Source organism: Rhodococcus sp. SB1D (assembly GCF_048573875.1).
Classification (GTDB): Bacteria; Actinomycetota; Actinomycetes; order Mycobacteriales; family Mycobacteriaceae; genus Rhodococcus_F; species Rhodococcus_F qingshengii.
Genome location: NZ_JBMAIQ010000010.1, coordinates 10,551 through 34,776 on the forward strand (window position 1 = coordinate 10,551; position 24,226 = coordinate 34,776).

Below are 24,226 nucleotides of genomic sequence, written 5' to 3' on the forward strand. Positions count from 1 at the left end.
TCAGGCGAGCGATTCGATCATGGCCGCGAGTTCCGCTCCGGAAAGCGGTTCCCGGGCCACTACGAAGATGGTGTCATCTCCGGCGATCGTGCCCACGATGTCCGGCATCGAGGACCGATCCAGTGCGCTCGCGAGGTAGTGCGCGGCTCCCGGCGGTGTCCGGAGGATCGCCATGTTGCCGCTGAAATCGGTGGAGACCAACAACTCACCCAACAGCCGTGAGAGGCGGTCGGTACCGCCGGCCACACCGCGTACCGGGTTCCCGTCCTCCGGCACCACGTAAACACCGGCGCCGCCGTCGGCGGCACGCAGTTTCACCGCTCCCAGCTCTTCGAGGTCACGCGAGAGCGTCGCCTGCGTTGCTTCGATGCCCTCGGCACCGAGCAAGGCCGCCAGCTCCGTCTGACTTCGGACAGGGTGAGCCGCCAGAAGCGCGATGATGCGCGACTGGCGACCAGCCCGAGTGGGAGCGACGCTCACGCCGGGTCCAGTTGGGTTCGCTGTTCCAGCAGCCACACGAGCAATGCCTTCTGGGCGTGCAGACGGTTCTCCGCCTCGTCCCAGACAACACTCTGCGGCCCGTCGAGAACCTCGTCGGTGACTTCTTCGCCGCGATGCGCGGGCAGGCAGTGCAGGACGACGGCCTTCGGATCTGCCTTTGCGAGCAGCTCCTTGTTGATCTGGAACGGACGGAAAGGTCCGACCCGATCGAGTCCGTCGTTCTCCTGACCCATCGAGGTCCAGGTGTCGGTGACCAACGCGTCGGCGCCGACGACGCCGGCCTGTGGGTCCTGCGTCAGGGTGATGGTCGCGCCGGTTTCCTCGGCGCGTTTGCGTGCTGCTGCCACGACCCAGTCCGCCGGTTCGAAGCCGGCGGGGCTTGCGATGGTGACGTCGATGCCTGCGGTCACTCCGCCGAGCATCAGCGAGTGAGCCATGTTGTTGGCGCCGTCGCCCAGGTAGGTCAGCTTCAGCCCCTTGAGCTCACCCTTCTGTTCGATCAGCGTTTGCAGATCGGCCAGAACCTGACAGGGATGAAATTCGTCGGACAATGCATTGACGATGGGAATCGTTGCGCCCGTAGCCATTTGCTCCAGGCGCTTCTGGCCGAACGTGCGCCACACGACGGCGTCGACGTAGCGGGAGAGAACGCGTCCGGTGTCCGCCAAGGTCTCTTCACGACCGAGTTGAGTGCTGCGCCCGTCGACGACGACAGCGTGACCGCCCATCTGTGCGATGCCCATCTCGAACGAGAAACGTGTACGCGTCGAGTTCTTCTCGAAGATGACACCGACTCCGCGGGGACCCTCGAGCGGACGCCGAGCGAACGGGTCCTTCTTGAGAATCGCAGCGAGTTCCAGAACTTCGGCCTGCTGCGCCGGAGTCAGATCGTCGTCCCTGAGAAAGTGTTTCACCACGGTAGTCACTTCTCCCCCGGCTGGTCAGCCGATAGTGCACTGTCGAAGATGGCAGGTAGTGCTGCCACGAAGGTTTCGGCCTGCTCGTCCGTGAGGATGAGCGGCGGCGCCAACCGGATCACTCCGGGTTGCGCTGCATTCACAAGGTACCCGGCTTCGCGCGCTGCGTTTTCCACCGCCGGCGCGACGTCCTCGGTCAGCACGACACCCAGCAACAGTCCTGATCCCCGTACGTAGTCGACCAACGGATGGCCCAGATCTTCGATGCCCGCCGAGATGGATTTACCCAAGCTGTCGGCGCGTGAGATCAGGTCTTCCGCTGCAATGGTTTTCAGCACGGCAAGTGCCGCCGCAGCACACACCGGATTGCCACCGAACGTCGTACCGTGCTTACCCGGTCCGAACAACTCGGCCGTTGCCCCGGTCGCGATGCAGGCGCCGATCGGCATTCCGCCACCGAGTCCCTTCGCGAGGGTGATGACGTCCGGCACGATGCCGACTGCCTGATGGGCGTAGAACCAGCCGGTCCGGCCAATGCCGGTCTGCACTTCGTCGAGCACGAGAAGTGCACCGCGCTCGGCGGTGATCCGCCGAGCCTCGACGAGGTATCCCTCGGGTGGCACCACGACGCCGCCCTCACCCATGATCGGTTCGAGGAACACAGCGGCGGTGTCGGAATCGACGGCCTGCTCGAGTGCCTCGACGTCGCCGTACGGCACGAACTCGACACCGGCGGGCATCGGTTCGAACGGCGCCCGCTTGGCCGGCTGACCCGTCAGAGCGAGTGCCCCCATCGTGCGACCGTGGAAGGAGCCTTCGGCTGCGATGATCTTCTTCCGGCCGGTGGCGCGAGCGAGCTTGAAGGCAGCCTCGTTCGCCTCGGTACCGGAGTTGCAGAAGAACGCGCGCCCGGTGACGTTGCCGAGATGAGCGAGCAACTGCTCCGCCAACTCGACGACCGGCTCGCTGGCGTACAGGTTGGAAACATGGCCGAGTGTCGACAACTGAGTAGTCACGGCTTCGACGACGGCCGGATGTCCGTGTCCGAGGATGTTGACGGCGATTCCGGCCAGGAAGTCGACGTACTGCTTGCCGTCGGCGTCGGTGAGTACGGCGCCGTCACCGCGGACGAGAGCAACCCGGGGTACGCCGTAATTGTTCATCAGCGAAGCGGACCACCGCTGCTGCAGATCGATCGTGCTCATGAGATAGCTCCCTGCTGGGGACCGGCGACCGAGGAACCCGGCACGACCATCGTGCCGATTCCTTCACCGGTGAAAAGTTCGAGTAGGACTGAATGTTCGAGCCGACCGTCGATCACGTGCGCCGACGGCACACCTCCGCGCACCGCGCGAAGGCAGGCCTCCATCTTGGGCACCATGCCGGCATCGAGACTCGGCAACAACTGAGCAAGGGCGTCGGTGTCGATCTCGGTGGCCAGCGAGGATCGGTCCGGCCAATCGGTGTACAGGCCCTCGACGTCGGTGAGGACAACGAGCTTCTCGGCACCGATCGCCTCGGCCAGTGCTGCAGCAGCGGTATCGGCGTTGATGTTGTGGACGACGCCGTCGGCGTCGGGCGCGATGGTCGAGACCACCGGAATACGTCCTGCCGCAATGAGATCGAGTACCGCGTCTGGGTTCACGGTAGTGACGTCTCCGACCAGGCCGATGTCGGTCTGCTCCCCCTCGACCGCAACAGTGCGTCGAGTAGCGGTGAACAAGTGCGCATCCTCACCGGAGATACCGACCGCGTACGGACCGTGCGCGTTGATCAGCCCGACGAGTTCACGGCCCACCTGACCGAAGAGCACCATCCGGACGACGTCCATCACCTCGGGCGTCGTGACCCGGAAACCACCGCGGAACTCACCCTTCATGCCAAGGCGTGCCAGCATCGCGTTGATCTGCGGGCCGCCGCCGTGCACGACGACGGGGTGGATGCCGACAGTCCGCAGGAACGCCATGTCCGCGGCGAAGGCGGTCTTGAGTGTCTCGTCGATCATGGCGTTTCCGCCGTACTTGACCACGACCACCTTGTCTCGGAATCGCTGCAGCCACGGCAGCGCGTCGGCGAGGACATGCGCCTTCTGATGCTCGCTGATCACGGGATACGTCTCGGTCATGACGAGTACGCCGAGTTCTCTTCGACGTACGCGTGCGAGAGGTCCGTGGTGCGAATGCTCACGGACTCGTTGCCGATTCCCAGGTCGATGTCGAGTTCGATGTCGATCCCGCTCAGGTCCACCTCACGCGCTCCCGGAGCGCCGACGCCGTCGATGCAGACGGGACTCCCGTTGAAGGACACACTGATTCGATCGGGATCGAGCTCGATGGGAGCGATACCCACTGCTGCGAGGACGCGGCCCCAGTTCGGATCGGATCCGAACAGTGCCGTCTTGACCAGGCTGTCGCGGGCGATGGTCCGGGCGCCGATCAACGCATCGGACTCGGACGCTGCGCCGCGAACCGTCACCTTGACCCGCTTGGTGACGCCCTCGGCGTCTGCCATCAACTGATCCGCGAGATCATCACACACGGCCAGCACTGCGGCGTTCAGTTCGTCCTGCGTCGGCGTGACACCGCTGGCGCCGGAGGCCAACAGGAGCACTGTGTCGTTGGTGGACGTGGCGCCGTCGACGTCGAGGCGATCGAAGCTCAGGTGGGTGGCGGCGCGCAGAGCGGTATCGAGCTGCTCGGCCGTTGCGACAGCATCGGTCGTGACGACGCACAGCATCGTGGCCAGCGCAGGCGCGAGCATGCCTGCGCCCTTGGCCATTCCGCCGACGTTCCATTTGTTCGCGTGGTGCAGCGACGCCTGCTTCGGCACGGTATCGGTGGTCATGATCGCGTATGCCGCGTCGGTGCCGCCGGAGATTCCGCCAGCGAGTTCGTGCACTACCTCGGTGACACCGGGGATCAGCTTGTCCATGGGCAAGCGGTCACCGATAAGTCCGGTCGAACAGACAGCGACCTCGATCGCGCCCGTCTCGGTGCCCCAATTACTCAGTGCCGAAGCAACTTCCTCGGCAGTCTTGTGTGCATCCTGGAATCCACCCGCGCCCGTGCAGGCGTTCGCGCCGCCCGAGTTGAGCACCACCGCGCGCAGCTTGCCCGTCGTCAGGACCTGCTGAGACCAGAGCACCGGAGCTGCCTTGACCTTGTTCAGGGTGAAGACGCCGGCAGCGGCCAGATCGGGTCCCTCGTTGAGCACCAATGCGAGGTCCGACTTGCCACTCTTCTTGATACCGGCAGCAATTCCGGCACCGCGGAATCCGGCAGGTGCGGTGACGCCCTGCGTGCGGAGCAGACGTCCCCCGGCGACGTGAACCACGTCTGCAACGGTCGCGTCAGGCTCGGTTGCGTTGTCGATCTGCTGCGGATTGTCGGTGCTCACGGAGCTACTCCCACGGTAGAGAGACCTGCGGTCTCGGGTAGGCCAAGGGCGAGATTCATCGATTGCACCGCGCCACCGGCGGTGCCCTTGGTGAGATTGTCGATTGCCGAGATGACAACGAGCTGACCGGCGTCGGCGTCAACGGTGACCCCGATCTGTACGGCATTGGATCCGATCACGGCACCGGTCTGCGGGAAGACTCCGGCAGGCAGTACGTGGATGAACGGCTCGTCGTTGTATGCCTTGTCGTAGATTTCGCGCGCTTGCTCTTCGGTGGCCGTGGTGGCTGCCGTGCAGGTCGCGAGGATGCCGCGCGGCATGGGCGCGAGGACTGGAGTGAAGGAGACACTGATGTCCTTGCCGCCTGCGGCCGAGAGATTCTGAATGATCTCAGGGGTGTGGCGATGGACGCCGCCGACGCCGTACGCACGGACGGAGCCCATGACCTCGGAACCCAGCAGATCAGCCTTCGGTGCCCGGCCGGCGCCCGAAGTGCCACTGACCGCAACCACGTTCACGTGTGAGTCCACGATCCCCGCGGCAACGGCGGGGGCCAGCGCGAGGCTCGCTGCCGTCGGGTAGCAGCCCGGAACGGCGATGCGGGTTGCGCCTACCAATTTCTCACGGGCACCGGGCAATTCAGGAAGACCGTAGGGCCAGGTGCCGGCATGAGCGCTCTTGTAGTACTTCTCCCAGGCTGCGGGATCCTGCAGCCGGAAGTCCGCGCCGCAGTCAATGATGACCGTCGACTCGGGCAGCAACTTGGCGTACTGAGCCGAATTTCCGTGTGGGAGACCGAGGAAGACGACATCGTGACCCGAGAGGATCTCGACAGTGGTCTCTTCGAGTACCCGCGAAGAGAGTGGAAGCAAGTGCGGATGATGCTCACCGAGCGTCGAACCGGCGTTGCCACCGGCGGTCAGCGAACCGATCACCAGACTGCCGTCGGCATAGGAGGGGTGCCCGAGGAGCAGACGCAGAACCTCACCACCGGCGTACCCACTGGCGCCGGCAACGGCGACTCTGATCGGCTTGCGTGCGTTCTCGGTCGTACCACCTTCAGTCATGTCACACAGTATGCATCATTGTGCATCGGAATGCATAATTACTTACCCATGGATCGCCGGATCTCCTCGAGCTTGGCCTTTGCGGCCTTCTGGCGCTCGTCCCACCGCTCGTCCACGGACTTTCCGGCAGGACTCTCGTGCGCCAGTTCGGACGAACCTATTGAAGTACCGAAGCGCCCCTCTATCTTCTCCCGAACGCGGTCGAAAGTGGGCACTCCGCCTTCGGTGTAGTCGGGTTCGGGAATTCTCGGATCGGTCGCAAGTACCACCGGGACGTCGATGATCTCGTCGACCTCCACAACGGTGTCGGGCAGTTCGACTTCTTCGGCGTCGGTGATCTCGTTCTCGTCCTCGACGCGGTTCGGCTCGAGGCTCGCGGCAGCGGTGTCCACCACGGAAAGAAGGACCGACAAACTCGGACGACGCTCGACCACTGCGCGGACGACCGCGAGGAAGTCCTTGTCGTCGAGTGCACTGGCGGCCTCGACTACCTGGTGCACGGACCCATCATGTTCGGACCCATCATTTCGTGACACTGTCAGTCCCTTCTCGAATACGCCGACGGACAATTCCGATCCTTCCACGACCGTCCGTCGAAGGGGTCAGCGTGACGCGAGATACGCGGCAAACGCTTCCTCGCTCGAATATTCGGGGACGTATCCGAACTGTTCCTTGAGCCGCCGATTGTCGAGAACCGGTCTGTACTGGAGAAATCCGACGCGCTCCGGACCGTGTTCCGTTACACCCAATCGCCGTCCGACGCGTAGAACGCCTCGCAACAACCATGCAGGAAGCGTCACCGTGCTCTTGCCCATCCGGGAAGCCAACTCGTCGACGGTCAGCACGCCGTCGCCCGCGACATTGAAGATGCCCACTTGGTTTCCGGTCACGGCCTCCGCAAAAGCGCCCGCGACATCGGTGTGCCAGACGAAGACGAAGGGGCTGTCGCTCCCGGCAACCTTGAGCAGCTTGCGGCGATCGAACAACGCGGTGATCTGATTGTCGACGCTCTCGCCCAAGATCGTGCCGATCCGGAAGACAACTTGTTCCAACTCCGGGTGTTCGACGCGATATTCGGCGAGCATCTCCTCGACCAGGCGTTTGTGGCGACTGTATGTGAATTCGTCGTTGCCTCGGACAGGTACGTCCTCGGTGATCCACGGTGGGTTGTCGGAGTGGTAGCCGTACGCCGCTCCGGACGAAGACACGACGACCCGTCCAACCCCGTGTTCGACGCAGGCCGCGAGCACGTTTCGTGTCCCGTCGACGTCGACGCGGTACTCCTGCTCTGCTGTCGTTTTCTTGCCGGGATTCACGATGGACGCAAGGTGGATCACGACGTTCGGTCGGTACTGACCGAACACCCGCCCCAATTCTGTGGGGTCGCAGACGTCCGCCCTGACGCGGCGGATGCGATCGTCCGGCGTGTCCTTGACCGTGAGGTCGACACAGACGACGGTGATGCCCTGCGCGATCAGTGCGTCGATGACAGCGGTACCCAGGAACCCGTTTCCGCCCGTGACGAGTGCGACGGTCATGCCGGTACCGCCTTTCGGGCGCGTCGCTTGGACCAGATCGTCGCCAGAGCCAACCCGGCGATGATGTCCCAGATCCCCCACCAGCCGGCCACGACGGCCATGCCACCGAGACCGTCGAAGAACGTGAACACCAGGCCAAGCCCCAGCCCCGCATTGCGGATGCCGACCTCGAAAGAGACGGCGCGACGGCTGTATTCGTTCAACCCGGTGACGGCGCCGCAGAAGTATCCCAGTGCGAGGGCAACCGTGTCGTGCAGGAAGACCGCGAGCAGTACCACCCCGATGTAGTCGACGAAGTACGACGCATTCCCCGACACCCCCGCGACGATGAAGATCAACAACGCCACCAACGAACCGTTTTTCACCCAAGGCTGCGCTTTCGCGGCGATCTCCGGAAACCTTCGTGCCGCCCAGATGCCGAGAACGAACGGCACACCGATGATCAGGGCGATTTGCGCGACCATCTCGAGCGCATTCAGGTTCACGGACTGCAACAGAGCGTCGGTCTCCGGGCGTCGGCTCCCCCAGAACGCAAGATTGAGCGGCATGAGGAAGATCGCGAGGACGTTCGACACCGCCGTCATGGACACCGAGAGTGCGACGTCGCCGCCCGCCCGGTGAGTCAGGACGTTCGAGATGTTCCCTGGCGGGCAGCACGCCACCAGGATCATGCCGAGTGCTACCGACGGAGCCGGCGAGAGAATCAGCGTCAGGAGAAAAGTCACTGCCGGCAACAGCAGGAACTGCGCAGCAATACCCACCGCCATCGCCTTGGGTTTGGTGAGGGCACGACGAAAGTCGTCGACCGAGGTGTCGAGGGCGATCCCCAGCATGATCGTGGCCAGCACCACGTTGAGGATCATCAACGATCCCGGGTTGAAGTTGAGCACCACGTCGTCGATCGGCATCACTGTCCTCCCTTCGTCAGAGCGGCATCAAGCAGTCCGATGTGCCGCTTGATCGCCGAGCGGTAGGCGTCCTTGTTCACGTAGTAGGCCATTCGTCCCAACTTCAGGTACTTGTATCCCCCGGACAGATCTGGAGGAGGACCGGCCGCCGCCGCCGAGAATTCCCGCGCCGCGGCGGGGGCTTCGGTACGTGCGGTGATCAATTTGGCCACCAACTCGGCCTGCTCGAAACGGCCCTGCCACCCGAGACCGGATGCTTCGACCATGCCGAGAACAAAGAGATTGTCGTGGCGGCGACTCGCGACGTTGAGGAACAGGTCCGGGGCAGCGCCCGACCAGTCCAAGTCCTCGCGCGCGATGAAGGGATAGTCGAGGTGATACCCCGTGGCGCAGAGAACGAGGTCGTAGTCGGCAGACGATCCGTCGACAAACCGCACCGTCTTCCCCTCGAACCGGTCGACGTCGGCGCGCACGTGCACATCACCGTGCCCGATGTGGTGCAGGATCAACGAGTTCACGACCGGATGCGATTCGTAGATCTTGTAGTCCGGTGCCGGAAATCCGAACCGCACCGGATCACCCGTGAACTGCTTGAGTACCAAGGCGTCGACGCGTTGTTTGATCCACGGCGGCAACGGCTTTCCCTGATTCAAGGTGTCCGAGGGTCGGCCGAACAGATACTTGGGGACGAAGTAGTAGCCTCGCCGAACGCTCAGGTCGACGCACTCGGCCTGGTGGACGGCATCGACGGCGATGTCGCATCCACTGTTGCCCGCCCCGATGACCAGTACCTTCTTCCCGCGGAAGATCTCGGCGCTGCGGTACTGGCTCGTGTGCATCAACGTGCCGGTGAAGTCGCCCCGGAAAGTCGGCATGTTCGGCTTCGACAGCGTTCCGTTCGCGATGATCACGCCTCGATACCGCGCGACTGTTGTCTCACCGCTGCGACTGCGCGTGGTGACCTGCCACAGCGAATCGACCGGCGAGACGTCGACGACGGTAGTGCCGAAGGCAAAGTGCCTGCGAAGATCGTGAGTATCGGCGTAGTCGCGGAAATAATCGGCAAGTTCCACGTGGCTCGGGTAGTCGGCCACCGAATCCGCCATCGGGAACTCGGCGAATGCGGTGGTGCCCTTCGAAGAGATGAGGTGCGCCGACTCGTAGACGGTGCTGTGCGGGTTGTCGATATCCCAGAGCCCACCGACGTCGTCGTGGCTCTCGAAGCCGTCGAACGCTATCCCGGCCCGATCGAGGTTTCGCGCGCCGGCCAATCCAGACGGGCCCGCTCCGATCAGCGCGTACTTCTCCTCTGTGATCATCCGTCGAGCGTCGCAGATAGTCCGAATCTTGCAGAAATATGCCGGATAATGACGTTATGAGCGCACCAGATACCGGCAACGGTCGCGGGATAGATGAAATCGATCTGAGGATAATCAATGCGCTCCAGCTCGCACCGCGATCGAAGTGGCTTTCGTTGGCCGGACCACTCGAACTCGACGCCGCGACTCTCGCCCGTCGTTGGAATCGACTCTCCGAATCGTCGTTGGCCTGGGTCACGGTCACTCCAGGGCCACAGGTGCTGGGCAGCATCGTCACAGCGATCATCGAAATCGATTGCTCACCTGCTCTTCTCGACACCGTCGCGGCACGGCTGACTCGCTCGGCCCACGCCGTGACCATCGAAGCATCAACGGGCAGAGCAGATCTGCTCGTCACAGCCGGTACCGCGGATCTGGCGTCGATGTCGCGCTTCATCTCGGAAGACGTCGCAACGATCGACGGTGTACTGGCGACACGAACCTCGATCATCACACGCTGGTTCACCGAAGGTGGGCGATGGAGACTCAATGCGCTGGCACCGTCCGAGAAGGGTGTGCTGACCACCAGCGAAAACCGTCCTGCCGTGCGCGCTCGGCCGACCGGGATATCCGAACAGGATCGCAAGGTTCTGACGAAGCTCGCTTACGACGGGCGCACTCCCATGAAGGAGTTGGCCGACGCGATCGGTGTCAGTCCCGCTGCGTGCAAACGCCAGATCGACCGGCTCACGTCTTCGGGGTTGGTGGCGCTGCGGTGTGAATTCGCGCGGCCGCTGGCCGGCCTTCCCGTGCTCGCCACTTTGTGGTGCCGCGTCGAACCCGAGCTTCTCGATACGGCGGGACGAGTGCTGAGTCGGGCGTCGGAAGTTCGAAACTGCTTCGCTGTAGTCGGCCCCGACAACCTGGTGGTTCAGTTGTGGCTGCATTCTCCTGCAGAACTCGATGCATTCGAAACTCGTCTGCGCAAGGAGATTCCGGGTCTTTGCGTCACGGAACGATCCATCGTGCTGTATCTGCGCAAACTGCTCGGCCACGTGCTCGACCAGCAAGGGCGACGGACGGACACCGTTGCGCCAGATGTGTGGCTTTCCGATTCGCCTCAGTCGAAAAGCCGATAACACGACAGAGCCCACGACCACCGGCAACGGTCGTGGGCTCTGTGATCAGTTGAGGAAATCAGCCACGCATCTGCGCACCGACAGCCTTGGAAGCCGCCTCCACTGCTGCATCGCGCGCGGCACTTGCCTCGTCCTCGGTCAGCGTCCGGTCGACACCACGGAATCGCAATGCGAACGCGAGCGACTTGCGGCCTTCACCGACCTGCTCGCCCTCGAAGACGTCGAAGAGGCGGATGTCTTCGAGAAGCTCACCGCCGCCGGAACGCAGAGCTTCCTGCACCTTGGCTGCCGGAATGTCGCGATCGACAACAACTGCCACGTCCTGGAGCACTGCGGGGAAGGGCGAAATGCGCGGCGCCGGCAGGTTCTCGACCAACGGCAAAGCGTCGAGGTCGATCTCCAGTGCGCAGGTGCGCGCGGGCAGTCCCGCACGCTCGAGAACAGCCGGATGCAGTTCGCCCGCATGACCGACTACGTTGCCGTCAACGACAACCTCGGCGCAACGGCCGGGATGCCACGGCAGGTACTGCGCCGCACGCAGTTCCACCTCGACGCCTGCTGCAGCTGCAATGACCCGCACGGCTGCAAAAGTGTCCGAAGCCTCGGCCTGACGGCCAGGACCCCAGGGGCCGCTCGGCTCACGCAAACCACTCAACACTGCAGCGATGTGCACCGGCTGTGCCGGCAACGACGCGATCAGGTTCGCGATCTGCTCGTCCGTCGGGCGACGATCCACCGGCAATGCATCCACCGGTTCGGTGTCAGGGCCCGGCAGGACGACCTGCGCGATGCCGTACAGCGACAGATCACGCTGACCGCGAGAAGCGTTGCGAGCCAGGATCTCCAGCAGACCCGGGAGCAGCGTGGTCGCCAACTCCGGACGATCGGCTTCGAGCGGGTTGAGGACCTTGCTGGTGTTGCGGCGCGGATCATCCGCGTCGAGGCCCCAGACGTCGAAGACGTTCGTAGGCAGGAAGACCGGAGGAAGGACCTCGACGTAACCGGCGTGAGCCACGGCCTTCGAGACCGTGCGCTTTCGCCGCTGCGACGGAGTCAACCCACGTCCGGCCGGAGCGGCGGGAAGCACAGACGGGATCTGCTCGAGACCTTCGAGGCGAAGAACTTCCTCGACGAGGTCCGCAGGCTGCACCAGGTCCGGACGCCACGACGGCGGCGTCGCGACCAACTGGCCGTGTCCCTCTTCGCTGACGCCGACCTCGACGTTGCAGCCAACCTGGGTGAGGCGGCGAGCTGCGGTGCCGTTGGGGTACGTGACTCCGGCGACACGGTCGGGCAGGTCGATATCCATGCGAATGGCAGCGCGAGGGGCGACATCGCCCACGTCGGTCAGGACCGGTTCGATCCGTCCGCCGGCAATCTCGACCAGCAGAGCGGCTGCGCGGTCGACGGCCGCGAGCGGAATTGCCGGATCGACGACGCGCTCGAAACGCTTGCTCGCCTCACTCGGCAGCTTGTGCCGGCGCGCCGTCTTGAAGACTGCGAGCGGATCCCAAGTAGCTCCTTCGAGGAGGATGTCCGTCGTTGCCGTTCCCACCTCGGTGGTTGCGCCGCCCATGACGGCAGCCAGCGAGATGACTCCGGAATCGTCGGCGATGACAACGTCTTCGGGATCGAGCGTGCGTTCGACGTCGTCGAGCGTCGTCAGCTTCTCCCCCGCCTTGGCGCGACGGACCACCAGGTCGCCCTGCACTGCGGTCGCATCGAACGCGTGCAGAGGCTGACCGAGTTCGAGCATCACGTAGTTGGTGACGTCGACGGCCGGCGAGATCGGGCGAACACCCGAGAGCAGAAGTCGACGCTGCAGCCACCACGGGCTCACTGCCTGCGGATCGATACCCGTGATCTTCCGCATCACGAAACGCGAAGCCTTGGACTCCGGTTCGAGGCGCACCGGCCAGGCTTCACCCTCAGCCGGGTGCGCGGGAACCGAAGCAGGATCGGCGTATTCGAGATCGAAGCCGCACGCGAGCTCTCGCGTGAGACCGCGGACCGAGAAGCAGTAGCCACGGTCCGGGGTGATGTTCAGTTCGATGATCGTGTCACCGAGACCGAGCAACTCGTTGCCGTCGGCGCCGGGTTCGGCGGTACCAGGCTCGAGCACCAAGATGCCCGAATGGTCTTTGCCGATACCGAGTTCCGAGACGGAGCAGATCATGCCGTCGGACACCTGGCCGTACGTCTTGCGAGTGGCGATTTCGAATCCGCCGGGCAGCACCGCGCCGGGCAACGCAACGACGACGAGGTCACCCTCGTTGAAATTGCGCGCGCCACAGACGATGCCACGGGGCTCGGGTTCGCCGACCTCGACCTGGCAGAAGCGGATCGGCTTCTTGAACTCGGTCAGTTCGGTGATGGAGACGACCTTGCCGACGACCAACGGGCCGTCGATCGCCTCGAGTGTGTCGAGTTCCTCGACTTCGAGTCCCACCCGGACGAACCCGGCGTCCAGCTCTTCCGGGGTCACCTCCCAGTTGGGAGTTGCCCGCTGCAGGATCTCGGTCAGCCAGGATTGCGCTACTCGCACGTCTGCTCAGCTCTCTCGTTTGTCGATAAGTCTTTGTGAAGGTTCCGCGGACCGGATCGGTCAGCCTGCGACACCGAAGGGCAGCGTGAAACGCACGTCACCTTCGACGATGTCGCGCATGTCCGGGATACCGTTGCGGAACTGCAGGGTCCGCTCGAGGCCCATGCCGAATGCGAAACCCGAGTACTCGTCGGGATCGATACCGCTGGCGCGCAGAACGTTCGGGTTGACCATGCCGCAGCCGCCCCACTCGACCCAGCCTGCGCCGCCCTTCTTGTTCGCGAACCAGACGTCGACCTCGGCCGACGGTTCCGTGAACGGGAAGTAATTGGGGCGCATACGGGTACGCGTCTCGGGGCCGAAAAGGGCACGAGCGAACGCGTCGAGAGTCCCGCGCAGGTTGGCCATGGTCAGGCCCTTGTCGACGGCCAGGCCCTCGACCTGCGAGAAGACAGGGGTGTGGGTCGCATCGAGTTCATCGGTGCGGAACGTGCGGCCCGGGCACACCACGTAGATCGGCACCTCACGCGAGAGCATGGTGCGGACCTGCACCGGCGAGGTGTGGGTACGCAGCACCTGGCGAGAGTTCTCGGGTGCCAGGTGGAAGGTGTCCTGCATCGTGCGCGCAGGGTGATCCGGCAAGAAGTTGAGTGCGTCGAAGTTGAAGTGCTCGGTCTCCACCTCCGGACCCTCGGCAACTTCCCAACCCATCGCGACGAATACGTCGGCGACCTGCTCGGAAATCAGGCTGATCGGGTGACGCGCCCCGACTGGGTGACGATCGGAAGGCAGAGTGACGTCGATTGCCTCGGCAACCAACACCGCGGCGTCACGCTCGGCGAGGAGGACCTCACGACGAGCGTCGTACGCGTTGTTGATCCGAGTGCGGAAGATGTTGACGCGCTTACCGGCGTCCGCCTTTTCCTTGCCCGGAAGGCTGCCGAGTCCCCGGCGAGCGAGGGCGATCGGGGACTTGTCCCCCAGGTGCTCCACCTTGACGTGCGCCAGCGCATCCAGGTCAGCGGCGTCCGCCAGCGCCTTCTCGGCGTTCTCAGCCGCAGCGGTCAACGCCTCTTCGGTGAGTACACTCGCGTCGACCTCCGGCGGTGTCGCGCCCTCATTTTTGGCCACGGCTGTGACGCTCCTGTCGCTTCTCGGTTTACTTCTCGTACTGCGTGCTTCTTGTACTGCTTACTTCTTGTACTGCGAGCGAGCATTCGAACTCGCTCGAGCATTGTCTCTGCTCTTGTATTGTCTCAGGCTTCCGCAAATGGGATTCCGTGAGGTCTTCGCGTGCGTTTTCAGCCGTGATCGGTGGCGCGATTTTGCACCCGCGCGCTTGCGTACAGGCAAATTGCCGCCGCTGTCGCGAGGTTCAAGCTCTCGGCGCGGCCATGGATCGGAATCCTGACCCGATGATCAGCCTGCGCGGCGATCGCCGGATCGAGACCGTGCGCTTCGTTACCGAACAGCCAGGCCGTCGGCTTGCTCAGCAACTCGTCGGCCTCGTCGAGATCGACCTCGCCGTCAGCTGCAGTCGCGAGAATCTGAATGCCGGCTGCGCGAATCTGCTCGATCACCGACACTGTGTCTCGATCGCGGACGACTGGCAGGTGAAACAGGCTGCCCGCCGACGAACGAACGACCTTGCCGTTATGCGGATCGACGCTGTCGCCGGCGAGGATTGCCGCGTCGGCACCCACTGCGTCTGCGATGCGAATGACGGTGCCCGCGTTACCTGGTTCGTTGACCTCGACCGGCACTGCGAGCAGGCGGGTCTCCTGATGGACGGCTGCGCTCAGCGGTACATCCAGTAGATCGCTGACGGCAACGAGTCCGGGCGGCGTGACGGTATCGCTGAGAGCTTTGATGGCTCGATCGGTCACAAGAGCAACACGAACTCCAGCGGTCAGCGCCCGATCGATGACGTGCTGATAGCGCTCGGCTGCGTCCTCGGTGTAGAAGAGGTCGTGCACCGGGCGGGCCTCGCCATTCGAGAGTGCACCGTTCAACAGTTCGGTGACCGAGTTCTCGCCCTCGACGAGGAAACGTCCTGCTTTGCGTCGTTCTGCTGTGCGCAGGAGCTTGACAGCAGAAACGACCCGCGGAGTCCGCTCGGTGAGCGGGTCCACGGGCCGTTGCTGTGATGCGTGAATCAGGCTGCTTCTCCGGCAGGAGCGTTCACGTCAGCCGGCAGAGCGGCCTTCGCGAGTGCGACCAGGCCGGCAAAGGCCTCGGCATCGGAGACAGCGAGCTCGGCCAGGATCTTGCGGTCGACGTCGACCTCTGCCAGACGCAGGCCCTGGATGAGGCGGTTGTACGTGATGTCGTTTGCACGAGCTGCAGCGTTGATACGCGTGATCCACAGCTTGCGGAACTCGCCCTTGCGCGCACGACGGTCGCGGTACGCGTAGGTGAGCGAGTGGAGCTGCTGCTCCTTGGCCTTGGTGTACAGACGCGAACGCTGTCCACGGTAGCCGCTGGATGCAGCAAGAATTGAACGACGCTTCTTCTGGGCGTTGACCGCCCTCTTTACGCGTGCCACTTGAAAAATCCTGTCAATCTAGGGGCTGAAAGTACGGCCCCGGGTGGTCAGTAAGGGGGCGACTCAGATGCCGAGCATGCGCTTGATGCGCGGAGCGTCGTCAGGGCTGACAACAGCGACACCGTCGAGACGACGGGTAACCCTGCTGGACTTGTGCTCGAGAAGGTGGCGACGGCCGGCCTTCTGGCGCATGAGCTTTCCGCTGCCGGACACCTTGAATCGCTTCGAGGCGCCGCTGTGGCTCTTCATCTTGGGCATGGAGTCCTCAGTTCTTGTTACGTGGTGGATCTTGGGAAATCGACTAGCTGGCCGGAGCCTCGGGAGCGGCATCGCCGGTCGCCGGTGCTTCCGGAGCTGCTTCACTGGAAGCCGGTGCGGCCGGAGCCGGACGCGGAGCAGCCTGAGCCACTGGCGCCTGAGCGCTCTCCTGCGCCTTGACACGAGTCTTGGCGCCCTTGTGCGGTGCCAGGACCATCGTCATGTTTCGGCCGTCCTGCTTTGCCGAGGTTTCGACGAATCCGAGATCTGCGACGTCTGCTCCCAGACGCTGCAGAAGGCGGTAGCCGAGTTCGGGGCGTGACTGCTCACGTCCGCGGAACATGATCGTGACCTTGACCTTGGAACCGGCTTCGAGGAAGCGAACGACGTTGCGCTTCTTGGTCTCGTAGTCGTGGTCGTCGATCTTGGGTCGGAGCTTCTGCTCCTTGATGACCGTCAGCTGCTGGTTCTTACGTGACTCACGTGCCTTCTGTGCAGCCTCGTACTTGAACTTGCCGTAGTCCATGATCTTGCAGACCGGTGGACGGGCGTCAGGAGCTACCTCGACCAGGTCGAGGTCGGCCTCAAGGGCCAAGCGGAGTGCATCTTCAACACGCACGATGCCTACCTGTTCGCCGCCAGGTCCGACCAAACGAACCTCGGGAACGCGGATACGATCGTTGATGCGGGTCTCAGTGCTGATGGGGCCTCCTAGGTTGAACGGTGCGGTCTTCATGACCGCACGCAGCCCGTACCGCCCGCACCCCAACAAAAAAGCCCCGCTGTGATGATTGCTCATCCGCGGGGCCCGATGTCGACCGATCACATAAGATCCAGCTCACGCCGAAACCTATCTCCTCGACTGAGCGAGGAACCTGACGAAGAATGATCTCCGATAACAGGTGACCGGAACCACTGAACTGCAGTTTCACCTGCCGCGCAGAGGTGGGAGTCGGACTCCACTTGCTGCCCCCGAACAAGTCGGAGGCGGTCGTTGCAACAAGAGTAACAGGTCGCCACAGATGAAAGAAATCGGTGCCGCTCCCAGTACTGCCGGGAGAGGCCCGATTCAACACCGTCACGGCCTGATGGAATCCTTACATCCATGAGTGAGAACTTCGAGGCAGAACAGAACACCGACGGCGCGAACCCCGACGTCCGCGAACTCTCCGAAGTTCCCGCGGTCGAGGTCATCAGCCGTGCTGCAGTGATGCTGATGAGTTCGGCTGCCGAAAAACTCGGCCTCTCCGACGCCGATCCGTCTTCCAGCCCCTACCTGGACCTCGACGAAGCGCGTCGAGTCATCACGGCACTTGCCGGACTCGTGACTGCGTCGGTCGAATACCTCGGCCCTCATGCCGGACCCATCCGTGAAGGCCTCCAAGCCCTGCAGCGCGCATTCCGTGAGGCCTCCTCGCACCCGGACGAGCCAGGAAAGGGACCGGGCGAGAAGTTCACCGGTCCGGTCTACTGAATTGGCAACCGCCAACAAGACTCAACCGACGCCCGAGGACGTCGACGCATTCATTTCACGCGTCGACGACCGCAAACGCGCCGACGCCGTGGAGCTGATCTCCCTGCTGTCGGCCGCAACCGGCGAGCCTGCTGTCATGTGGGGCTCGAGCATCATCGGATTCGGGGCACGGCACTACCGATATGCGAGTGGCCACGAAGGTGACACCCCACTGATCGGATTCTCCCCCAGGGCCACCGCGCTCACGTTGTACTTGTCGCTGAACTTCGACGACTACACCGACACGCTCGCTCGCCTCGGCAAGCACAAAATCGGCAAGGGCTGCCTGTACGTCAAACGGCTGAGCGACGTCGATATGACGGCCCTGACCGAACTGATCACGGATTCCGTTGCCGCAGCCCGCAACATGATCGACTGAGTCACTCACCTACGGGGAGAAACAGGCCGAGCGTCTTCGGGCGGTTGCCCGAAGACGGTCGAATCGCGTGGTGTGAAGTGATCGTTCGTCAGCGTGGCCCGACGCATTCGATCGAGTCGAAACCACCGCACGGCGTCGCGCTCGCGACACCAGCCGATGAGAAACCACTGACCACGGTCCTGCGCCAGAATGTGCGGCTCAACTGCCCGCACCGTCTCCGCACCGTCCCCATCCACGTAGTGCAACGACACGACGCGACTCTGCTCGAGACCCTGCTCGACGGCCTGCCGGTTCGCGCGCGAATCCGTCAGAGCCCCGCCGTCACCGCGAATCCACACGCGGCCACCGAGCTCCGCGACCTTGCGACGACTCTCCTCGTCCATCACATCGAGCAGTTTCGCCAGCGCTGCTCGCCCATCCGGCGCAAACGGAGCATCACCCATCGCCGTCAAGGCCAACGCGATCGAAACTGCTTGCGGAACAGTGAAATTCACCGGCGGTAGCGTAGCGCGACCTACGAGTCGGTAACCACCCCCGGGGCCTGAGCGCGCTTCGATCGCCGCACCCGACATCATCAGCGTCTCGATATCCCTCTTGATCGTCCGGGTGGTGACACCGAATTCCTCGGACAATCGGGAGCACGTAGTCCCTCGATCGCCCTGTCGCCGAAGTTCCTCGACGAGAGCATGCAATCTCGCAGCTCGATTCACGTTCACCAGTGTCTCAGATTCCGATACCAAACGGTGACATAATTGGTGACACTCTGTTGTCACCAACCCGGGTGCACTGTGAGTCCATGAAAACTCACATCGTTCTTGTTCCCGGATTCTGGCTCGGTTCATGGGCTTGGGATGCAGTACTCCCACACCTCGAACGTTCCGACACCCGCGTGACCAGCCTGACACTGCCCGGGCTCGACGCAGTAGACACAGATCGATCAGCGGTCACCTTCGACGCTCACGTCCGTGCAGTCGTCGACGCCGTATCGGACTCCGACGAGCGCACGGTCTTGGTCGTACACAGCGGCGCCGGCCCGGTGGGGTACGCCGTCACCGATCGCATCCCGGATCGCGTCGCTCGGATCGTCTACGTCGACTCGGGCCCCATGCCCGACGGCGCAGCGCTGCGACCGGATCTGGCCGCTGACGTCGTCGAGATACCGCTGCCGACGTGGGCAGAACTTGAAGCAGACGGCAGCAGCCTCGAAGGACTCGACGAGAAGGCTCTCGAGGCGTTTCGCGCCAACGCCGTCCCCGAACCGGCCGGGCCGGCGCGTGAGCCGATTGTCCTGACGAACGAAAAGCGCTACCAGGTGCCGTCAACCGTCGTTTGCAGCACGTTCCCGTCCGCGGTGATTGCCCAGATGGCCGACGGAGGTCATCCGATGGCCGCCGAACTGGCGAAACTTCCCGTGACGTACGTCGACCTCCCGACCGGCCATTGGCCGATGTGGTCGCGCCCCGAAGACGTCGCCCAGGTGATCCTCGAGGCCGCCGCTTCCTGATCGACAAAGCAGTGATGCCGGATCGGATTCCGACCCGGCATCACTGACCGATTTCTACTTGCTCACGTTCTACTAGCTCACGGAAGCGGCTTTCTTCCGTGGCGCGGCCTTCTTTGCGGCAACTGCCTTCGTCGCACGCTTCTTGGTGATCGGCTTGGCCTTGACCGGCGCGTGCTGTGCGGTGAGAACCTCACTGAGGAACTTGCCCGTGTAGCTCTCGGGGACCGCGGCAACGTCTTCCGGCGTACCTTGCGCCACAACGGTTCCGCCGCCGGATCCACCCTCGGGTCCCATGTCGACGACCCAGTCCGACGTCTTGATCACGTCGAGGTTGTGCTCGATCACGATCACGCTGTTGCCCTTGTCGACCAGACCGTTGATCACGATCAGGAGCTTTCGGATGTCCTCGAAATGCAGACCCGTGGTGGGCTCGTCGAGGATGTACACCGTGCGACCGGTGGACCGCTTCTGCAATTCGGCGGCGAGCTTGACGCGCTGCGCTTCACCACCGGACAGAGTCGGAGCCGGCTGACCCAGTCGGACATAGCCCAGGCCGACGTCGACCAGCGTCTTGAGGTACCGGTGAATTGAGGTGACCGGCTGGAAGAACTCGGCTGCTTCCTCGATAGGCATGTCGAGTACCTCGGCGATCGACTTGCCCTTGTAGTGGACCTCGAGCGTTTCGCGGTTGTACCGAGCGCCGTGGCATACCTCGCAGGGCACGTACACGTCCGGCAGGAAGTTCATCTCGATCTTCAAGGTTCCGTCGCCGGAGCACGCCTCGCAGCGTCCACCCTTGACATTGAACGAGAATCGGCCGGGCTGGTAACCGCGGACTTTCGCTTCCGTCGTGGCCGCGAACAGGGTTCGAATCTTGTCGAACACACCGGTGTACGTCGCCGCATTCGATCGCGGAGTCCGGCCGATCGGAGACTGATCGACCTGCACGAGCTTGTCCAGCTGATCGAGTCCGTTGATTCGTGTGTGACGGCCAGGCACCTGGCGTGCACCGTTGAGCTTGTTCGCCATGACGGTCGCGAGAATGTCGTTGACCAACGTCGACTTGCCCGAACCGGAGACACCGGTGACAGCGGTGAGAACACCCAGCGGGAAACTCACGTCGATGCCGTCGAGATTGTGCTCGCGAGCTCCGACGACCGTGACCTGGCGTTTGCGATCCACCGGCCGACGAATGGCCGGAACCTCGATGAAGCTGCGACCCGACAGGTAGGCGCCGGTCAGAGATTCTTCACACGTCAGCAGTTCTTCGTACGGTCCGCTGTGGACGACCTTGCCGCCGTGCTCGCCGGCGTACGGTCCGATGTCGACTACCCAGTCGGACGTGCAGATAGTGTCTTCGTCGTGCTCGACGACGATCAGCGTGTTGCCGAGGTCGCGCAAGCGCGTCAGGGTTTCGATCAGTCGTCGATTGTCACGCTGATGCAGGCCGATGGACGGCTCGTCGAGTACATACAGCACGCCGACGAGTCCGGAACCGATCTGCGTTGCCAAGCGGATTCGCTGGGCCTCGCCACCGGACAACGTGCCAGCGGCACGCGAGAGGGAAAGGTATTCCAAGCCGACGTCGAGCAGGAACCCGAGTCGTGCCTGAACTTCCTTGAGGACCTGACCCGCAATCGCCTCTTCGCGCGAACCGAGAGTGAGGCTGTTCAAGAAGTCCGCGCAATCGGAGATCGACAGTTCACAGACCTCGGCGATGGACTTACTGCCGAAGTCTCCAGCCGCGATAGTTACCGACAGGATTTCCGGGCGCAGGCGAGCACCACCACACGCCGGGCACGGCGTGTCGCGCATGTACCCGTCGTACCGTTCCTTCATCTGATCCGATTCGGTCTGCTCGAGCCGGCGATGCAGGAACGGCATCACACCTTCGAACTCCGCGTAGTAAGAACGGGTACGGCCGTACCGATTCTTGTACCGGACGTGAACCTGCTCCTCGCTGCCTTCGAGGATTGCTTTGCGGGCCTTCGCCGGCAACTTGTTCCACGGCGTCTTCATGTCGAAACCGAGGATGTCGCCGAGGCCGGAGAGCAACCGTCCGAAGTACTCCGAACTCTGGCCCATCGACCACGGCGCGATCGCTCCGTCTTCGAGGCTCAGGTCGGGATCGGGAACCACCAGATCCGGGTCGACCTCCTTGCGGATACCGAGGCCAGTGCATTCCGGGCAGGCGCCGTAGGGCGAGTTGAAGGAGAACGAGCGCGGTTCGAGATCGTCGATCGCGAGTGCGTGGCCATTCGGGCAGGCCAGCTTCTCGGAGAAACGACGCTCACGATCAGGTGCATTTTCTTCACGGTCGACGAAGTCGAGGACCACGATGCCTTCAGCCAAGCGAAGTGCGGTCTCGACCGAGTCGGTCAGGCGCTGCTTCGAACTCGCCTTGACCTGCAATCGGTCGACCACTACTTCGATGTCGTGCTTTTCCTGCTTCTTGAGCTTCGGCGGATCCGCCAGCGAATGGACGACACCGTCGACGCGCACTCGCGAGTAGCCCTGGGTATTGAGCTGATCGAAAAGGTCGACGAACTCGCCCTTACGAGTACGGACTACCGGTGCGAGGACCTGGAACTTGATGCCCTCTTCCATCTCGAGCACCTGGTCAACGATCTGCTGGGGCGTCTGACGTGCGATCTTCTCACCACACACCGGGCAGTGCGCCGAACCTGCGCGGGCATAGAGAAGTCGGAGGTAGTCGTAGACCTCGGTAATGGTGCCCACCGTCGAACGGGGGTTGCGGTTGGTCGACTTCTGGTCGATCGACACCGCAGGAGACAATCCCTCGATGAAGTCCACATCCGGCTTGTCCATCTGACCGAGGAACTGACGCGCGTATGCCGAGAGCGACTCGACGTAGCGGCGCTGACCTTCGGCGAAGATCGTGTCGAACGCGAGGCTGGACTTGCCGGAGCCGGACAACCCGGTGAAGACGATCAGGCTGTCTCGCGGGAGGTCGAGATCGACTCCTCGCAGATTGTGCTCACGCGCACCCCGCACGATCAGGCGATCCGCCACACCAATTCCCTTCATTGTCAATCGTCCGGGGCCGTCCCCCCGGAGAAGTCTCGAGTGGCCTCGCAAACGCGAGTCCTCGAGCGATCGTCATCGTAGGCCGAGCCACCGACACGTTTTTCTCACCAGGCGAGCCCATCGCTCTACCTGCCCCTATTCGAAGGTAGCCTGCGTTTCATGACGAATCAGCCCATCGTGATCGACGACTCCTACACCGGTCAGGTCTCCCCCGATTCTGCCCCTCAGCGGCGCACAGTCGAAGGCGCCGTCATCACGAAGATGTCGGTCGGCCCCATGGACAACAACACTTACCTCGTCGTCTGTTCCACGACCGGGAAATCTCTCCTGATCGATGCGGCCAACGAAGCCGAGAAGATCATCGCGCTCATCGAACAGGAAGCACCTGTTTTCGATTCCATCGTCACCACCCACCAGCACGGCGATCACTGGTTGGCCCTCGAAGACGTTCACGCCGCAACCAAGGTGCCGACCGCCGCGCACCCCCTCGACGCAGAGGTCCTTCCCGTCACCCCGGACGTGCTCCTCGAAGACGGCGACAAGGTGACCGTTGGCAACTTGAGCCTCGACGTCATTCACCTGTCCGGCCACACGCCCGGCTCCATCGCGCTGGCTCTCACCGAACCGAGCGGACAGGTTCACCTCTTCACCGGCGACTCACTCTTCCCCGGCGGAGTAGGCAAGACCGCCGACCCCGAGAAGTTCACTTCTCTGCTCGACGACGTGGAAAACAAGCTGTTCGGAAGGTACGACGACGCGACCGTCGTCTACCCCGGGCATGGCAAGGACACGACGCTCGGCGCCGAGCGCCCGCACCTGGCGGAGTGGCGCGAACGCGGTTGGTGACGTTTCACCTGTTCCGTACTGGACCCCGCTAACCGACTTGGCTGTCGACCTGTTCACCGTTGACTCGAAGTCGCGGAAGCCAGGTCGACAGAGTCCGGCCCAGTCCTTCGACCATCCGTTCCCCGAACACACACAGCGTGCGTTCCCACGGATGGCCGAAGGTCCCTTCCGTGAAGTCGTCCCGACTGAATATGTAGTAGTCACCGTTCGGATAGACCGGGACACGCCACTCCGCAAGCTCCTTCGCAGCAGCGTGTGCCTCCGCGTCGAAGGTGTAGCCCGGATGCTGCCAATCCAGAACGACGAAGTTGGGATCGTCGTTCCAATCGGTGACAAAACAGCGCAACGCTTCGGCGTTGATCGCATCCACGCGAGCGGCCCACGCCCCTGGAGTCGCAGCTGGCGCCGCACCCAAATCGAAGACCACGGACGGGATGGGCTCGGCGATGGCGGGCCAAGATCGTGCGTCGATGCCGGGCGTGAACCCAAAGCGGTCACGAAAGATCGCCCAGTTTCTCTCGTTCTCCTCGTCCGACAGCTGTCCCCAGCCGGTGGGAAGGGTCGAGCCGAAGTTCTGAGTCATCTTGGTGGTCACAACACCATCGTGCTCGAACGGTGCGCATACTGTGACACCTTCGAACACGCCGTATGCGGATACGCGGTAACGGATACTTCAGAACGGTGTGTCCGGATCAGTGGAGAAGTCATCGTCGCAGTACAGCGCGCTTCGGCGACCAGGAATCCGGCGACCGGGTCAGGCGTGCCGGGATCGCCGAACCGGACCAATTCCTTGTGAGATCGCTAGGGTGGAAAACGAACCTACA

At 63.3% G+C, this 24,226-nt stretch carries 24 protein-coding genes; 5 read left to right on the forward strand and 19 right to left on the reverse strand.

Annotated elements, in window-relative coordinates; translation table 11 throughout:
* The 10 genes from ACN50D_RS21300 to ACN50D_RS21345 form a co-directional block, all read right to left on the reverse strand.
* Window positions 1–480 (reverse strand): arginine repressor, encoded by a 480-nt coding sequence (locus ACN50D_RS21300; protein WP_007736224.1) that lies wholly within the window; start codon window positions 478–480, stop codon window positions 1–3.
* On the reverse strand, window positions 477–1,427 hold the full coding sequence (gene argF, locus ACN50D_RS21305) for an ornithine carbamoyltransferase (RefSeq protein WP_021334039.1): 951 nt from the start codon (window positions 1,425–1,427) through the stop codon (window positions 477–479). Before argF ends, ACN50D_RS21300 begins: the two co-directional genes overlap by 4 nt.
* Complete coding sequence (locus tag ACN50D_RS21310; protein ID WP_007736227.1) at window positions 1,424–2,623, reverse strand: acetylornithine transaminase; 1,200 nt, start codon at window positions 2,621–2,623, stop codon at window positions 1,424–1,426. Before ACN50D_RS21310 ends, argF begins: the two co-directional genes overlap by 4 nt.
* A complete protein-coding gene (gene argB, locus ACN50D_RS21315) occupies window positions 2,620–3,543 on the reverse strand; it encodes an acetylglutamate kinase (protein WP_125051139.1) in 924 nt (307 codons plus the stop codon). The genes ACN50D_RS21310 and argB overlap by 4 nt, the downstream gene beginning before the upstream one ends.
* Window positions 3,540–4,790, reverse strand: coding sequence for a bifunctional glutamate N-acetyltransferase/amino-acid acetyltransferase ArgJ (gene argJ, locus ACN50D_RS21320; RefSeq protein ID WP_051720865.1), 1,251 nt, complete (start codon window positions 4,788–4,790; stop codon window positions 3,540–3,542). Before argJ ends, argB begins: the two co-directional genes overlap by 4 nt.
* A gap of 20 nt (window positions 4,791–4,810) precedes the next feature.
* Window positions 4,811–5,881: an N-acetyl-gamma-glutamyl-phosphate reductase gene (gene argC / locus ACN50D_RS21325; protein WP_211921102.1), complete on the reverse strand. Its 1,071-nt coding sequence runs from the start codon at window positions 5,879–5,881 to the stop codon at window positions 4,811–4,813.
* Between the two features lie 38 nt (window positions 5,882–5,919).
* Window positions 5,920–6,381, reverse strand: a complete 462-nt coding sequence (locus ACN50D_RS21330) for a hypothetical protein (protein ID WP_058227037.1) — start codon at window positions 6,379–6,381, stop codon at window positions 5,920–5,922.
* A gap of 102 nt (window positions 6,382–6,483) precedes the next feature.
* Entirely contained in the window at window positions 6,484–7,419 is a 936-nt protein-coding gene (locus ACN50D_RS21335) for an SDR family oxidoreductase (RefSeq protein WP_054781544.1), read from the reverse strand.
* Entirely contained in the window at window positions 7,416–8,327 is a 912-nt protein-coding gene (locus tag ACN50D_RS21340) for a bile acid:sodium symporter family protein (protein ID WP_047270476.1), read from the reverse strand. The genes ACN50D_RS21335 and ACN50D_RS21340 overlap by 4 nt, the downstream gene beginning before the upstream one ends.
* Window positions 8,327–9,646 (reverse strand): flavin-containing monooxygenase, encoded by a 1,320-nt coding sequence (locus ACN50D_RS21345; RefSeq protein ID WP_125051144.1) that lies wholly within the window; start codon window positions 9,644–9,646, stop codon window positions 8,327–8,329. The genes ACN50D_RS21340 and ACN50D_RS21345 overlap by 1 nt, the downstream gene beginning before the upstream one ends.
* A gap of 56 nt (window positions 9,647–9,702) precedes the next feature.
* Between ACN50D_RS21345 and ACN50D_RS21350 the strand changes: the two genes are divergently transcribed.
* The gene (locus ACN50D_RS21350; protein ID WP_125051146.1) at window positions 9,703–10,764 is read left to right on the forward strand and encodes an Lrp/AsnC family transcriptional regulator; all 1,062 of its coding nucleotides are present in this window, start codon (window positions 9,703–9,705) and stop codon (window positions 10,762–10,764) included.
* Window positions 10,765–10,822: 58 nt separating this feature from the next.
* Here the strand turns inward: ACN50D_RS21350 and pheT are convergent, their stop codons facing one another.
* The 6 genes from pheT to infC all read right to left on the reverse strand — a co-directional run bounded on the left by pheT (window position 10,823) and on the right by infC (window position 16,848).
* Window positions 10,823–13,309: a phenylalanine--tRNA ligase subunit beta gene (gene pheT, locus ACN50D_RS21355; protein WP_075833306.1), complete on the reverse strand. Its 2,487-nt coding sequence runs from the start codon at window positions 13,307–13,309 to the stop codon at window positions 10,823–10,825.
* Between the two features lie 60 nt (window positions 13,310–13,369).
* On the reverse strand, window positions 13,370–14,440 hold the full coding sequence (gene pheS, locus ACN50D_RS21360) for a phenylalanine--tRNA ligase subunit alpha (RefSeq protein ID WP_003944109.1): 1,071 nt from the start codon (window positions 14,438–14,440) through the stop codon (window positions 13,370–13,372).
* A 170-nt stretch (window positions 14,441–14,610) separates the two neighbouring features.
* Window positions 14,611–15,441 carry a TrmH family RNA methyltransferase gene (locus ACN50D_RS21365; RefSeq protein WP_007736261.1) on the reverse strand — a complete coding sequence of 277 codons (831 nt, stop codon included), beginning with the start codon at window positions 15,439–15,441 and terminating at the stop codon, window positions 14,611–14,613.
* A 23-nt stretch (window positions 15,442–15,464) separates the two neighbouring features.
* Entirely contained in the window at window positions 15,465–15,854 is a 390-nt protein-coding gene (gene rplT, locus ACN50D_RS21370) for a 50S ribosomal protein L20 (RefSeq protein WP_003944011.1), read from the reverse strand.
* A 63-nt stretch (window positions 15,855–15,917) separates the two neighbouring features.
* Window positions 15,918–16,112, reverse strand: coding sequence for a 50S ribosomal protein L35 (gene rpmI, locus ACN50D_RS21375; protein ID WP_003944043.1), 195 nt, complete (start codon window positions 16,110–16,112; stop codon window positions 15,918–15,920).
* A 43-nt stretch (window positions 16,113–16,155) separates the two neighbouring features.
* Entirely contained in the window at window positions 16,156–16,848 is a 693-nt protein-coding gene (gene infC, locus ACN50D_RS21380) for a translation initiation factor IF-3 (protein WP_003944008.1), read from the reverse strand.
* A gap of 369 nt (window positions 16,849–17,217) precedes the next feature.
* Here infC and ACN50D_RS21385 point away from each other — a divergent pair, with 369 nt between their 5' ends.
* Together ACN50D_RS21385 and ACN50D_RS21390 are read left to right on the forward strand one after the other, a co-directional pair.
* Window positions 17,218–17,586, forward strand: a complete 369-nt coding sequence (locus tag ACN50D_RS21385; protein WP_007736262.1) for a DUF1844 domain-containing protein — start codon at window positions 17,218–17,220, stop codon at window positions 17,584–17,586.
* Between the two features lies 1 nt (window position 17,587).
* On the forward strand, window positions 17,588–18,004 hold the full coding sequence (locus tag ACN50D_RS21390; RefSeq protein WP_003944044.1) for a DUF1801 domain-containing protein: 417 nt from the start codon (window positions 17,588–17,590) through the stop codon (window positions 18,002–18,004).
* 5 nt (window positions 18,005–18,009) lie between these two features.
* Here the strand turns inward: ACN50D_RS21390 and ACN50D_RS21395 are convergent, their stop codons facing one another.
* On the reverse strand, window positions 18,010–18,720 hold the full coding sequence (locus ACN50D_RS21395) for a helix-turn-helix transcriptional regulator (protein ID WP_054827277.1): 711 nt from the start codon (window positions 18,718–18,720) through the stop codon (window positions 18,010–18,012).
* Window positions 18,721–18,800: 80 nt separating this feature from the next.
* Between ACN50D_RS21395 and ACN50D_RS21400 the strand changes: the two genes are divergently transcribed.
* Window positions 18,801–19,508 carry an alpha/beta fold hydrolase gene (locus ACN50D_RS21400; RefSeq protein WP_054187409.1) on the forward strand — a complete coding sequence of 236 codons (708 nt, stop codon included), beginning with the start codon at window positions 18,801–18,803 and terminating at the stop codon, window positions 19,506–19,508.
* Window positions 19,509–19,580: 72 nt separating this feature from the next.
* Here the strand turns inward: ACN50D_RS21400 and uvrA are convergent, their stop codons facing one another.
* A complete protein-coding gene (uvrA, locus tag ACN50D_RS21405; RefSeq protein WP_211921315.1) occupies window positions 19,581–22,541 on the reverse strand; it encodes an excinuclease ABC subunit UvrA in 2,961 nt (986 codons plus the stop codon).
* 174 nt (window positions 22,542–22,715) lie between these two features.
* On the opposite strand from uvrA, the gene ACN50D_RS21410 reads away from it, so the two are divergent.
* Window positions 22,716–23,402 carry an MBL fold metallo-hydrolase gene (locus ACN50D_RS21410; protein WP_030536735.1) on the forward strand — a complete coding sequence of 229 codons (687 nt, stop codon included), beginning with the start codon at window positions 22,716–22,718 and terminating at the stop codon, window positions 23,400–23,402.
* Between the two features lie 28 nt (window positions 23,403–23,430).
* Here the strand turns inward: ACN50D_RS21410 and ACN50D_RS21415 are convergent, their stop codons facing one another.
* Window positions 23,431–23,997 carry a DUF2716 domain-containing protein gene (locus ACN50D_RS21415; RefSeq protein ID WP_230793111.1) on the reverse strand — a complete coding sequence of 189 codons (567 nt, stop codon included), beginning with the start codon at window positions 23,995–23,997 and terminating at the stop codon, window positions 23,431–23,433.
* Window positions 23,998–24,226 lie beyond the last annotated feature (229 nt).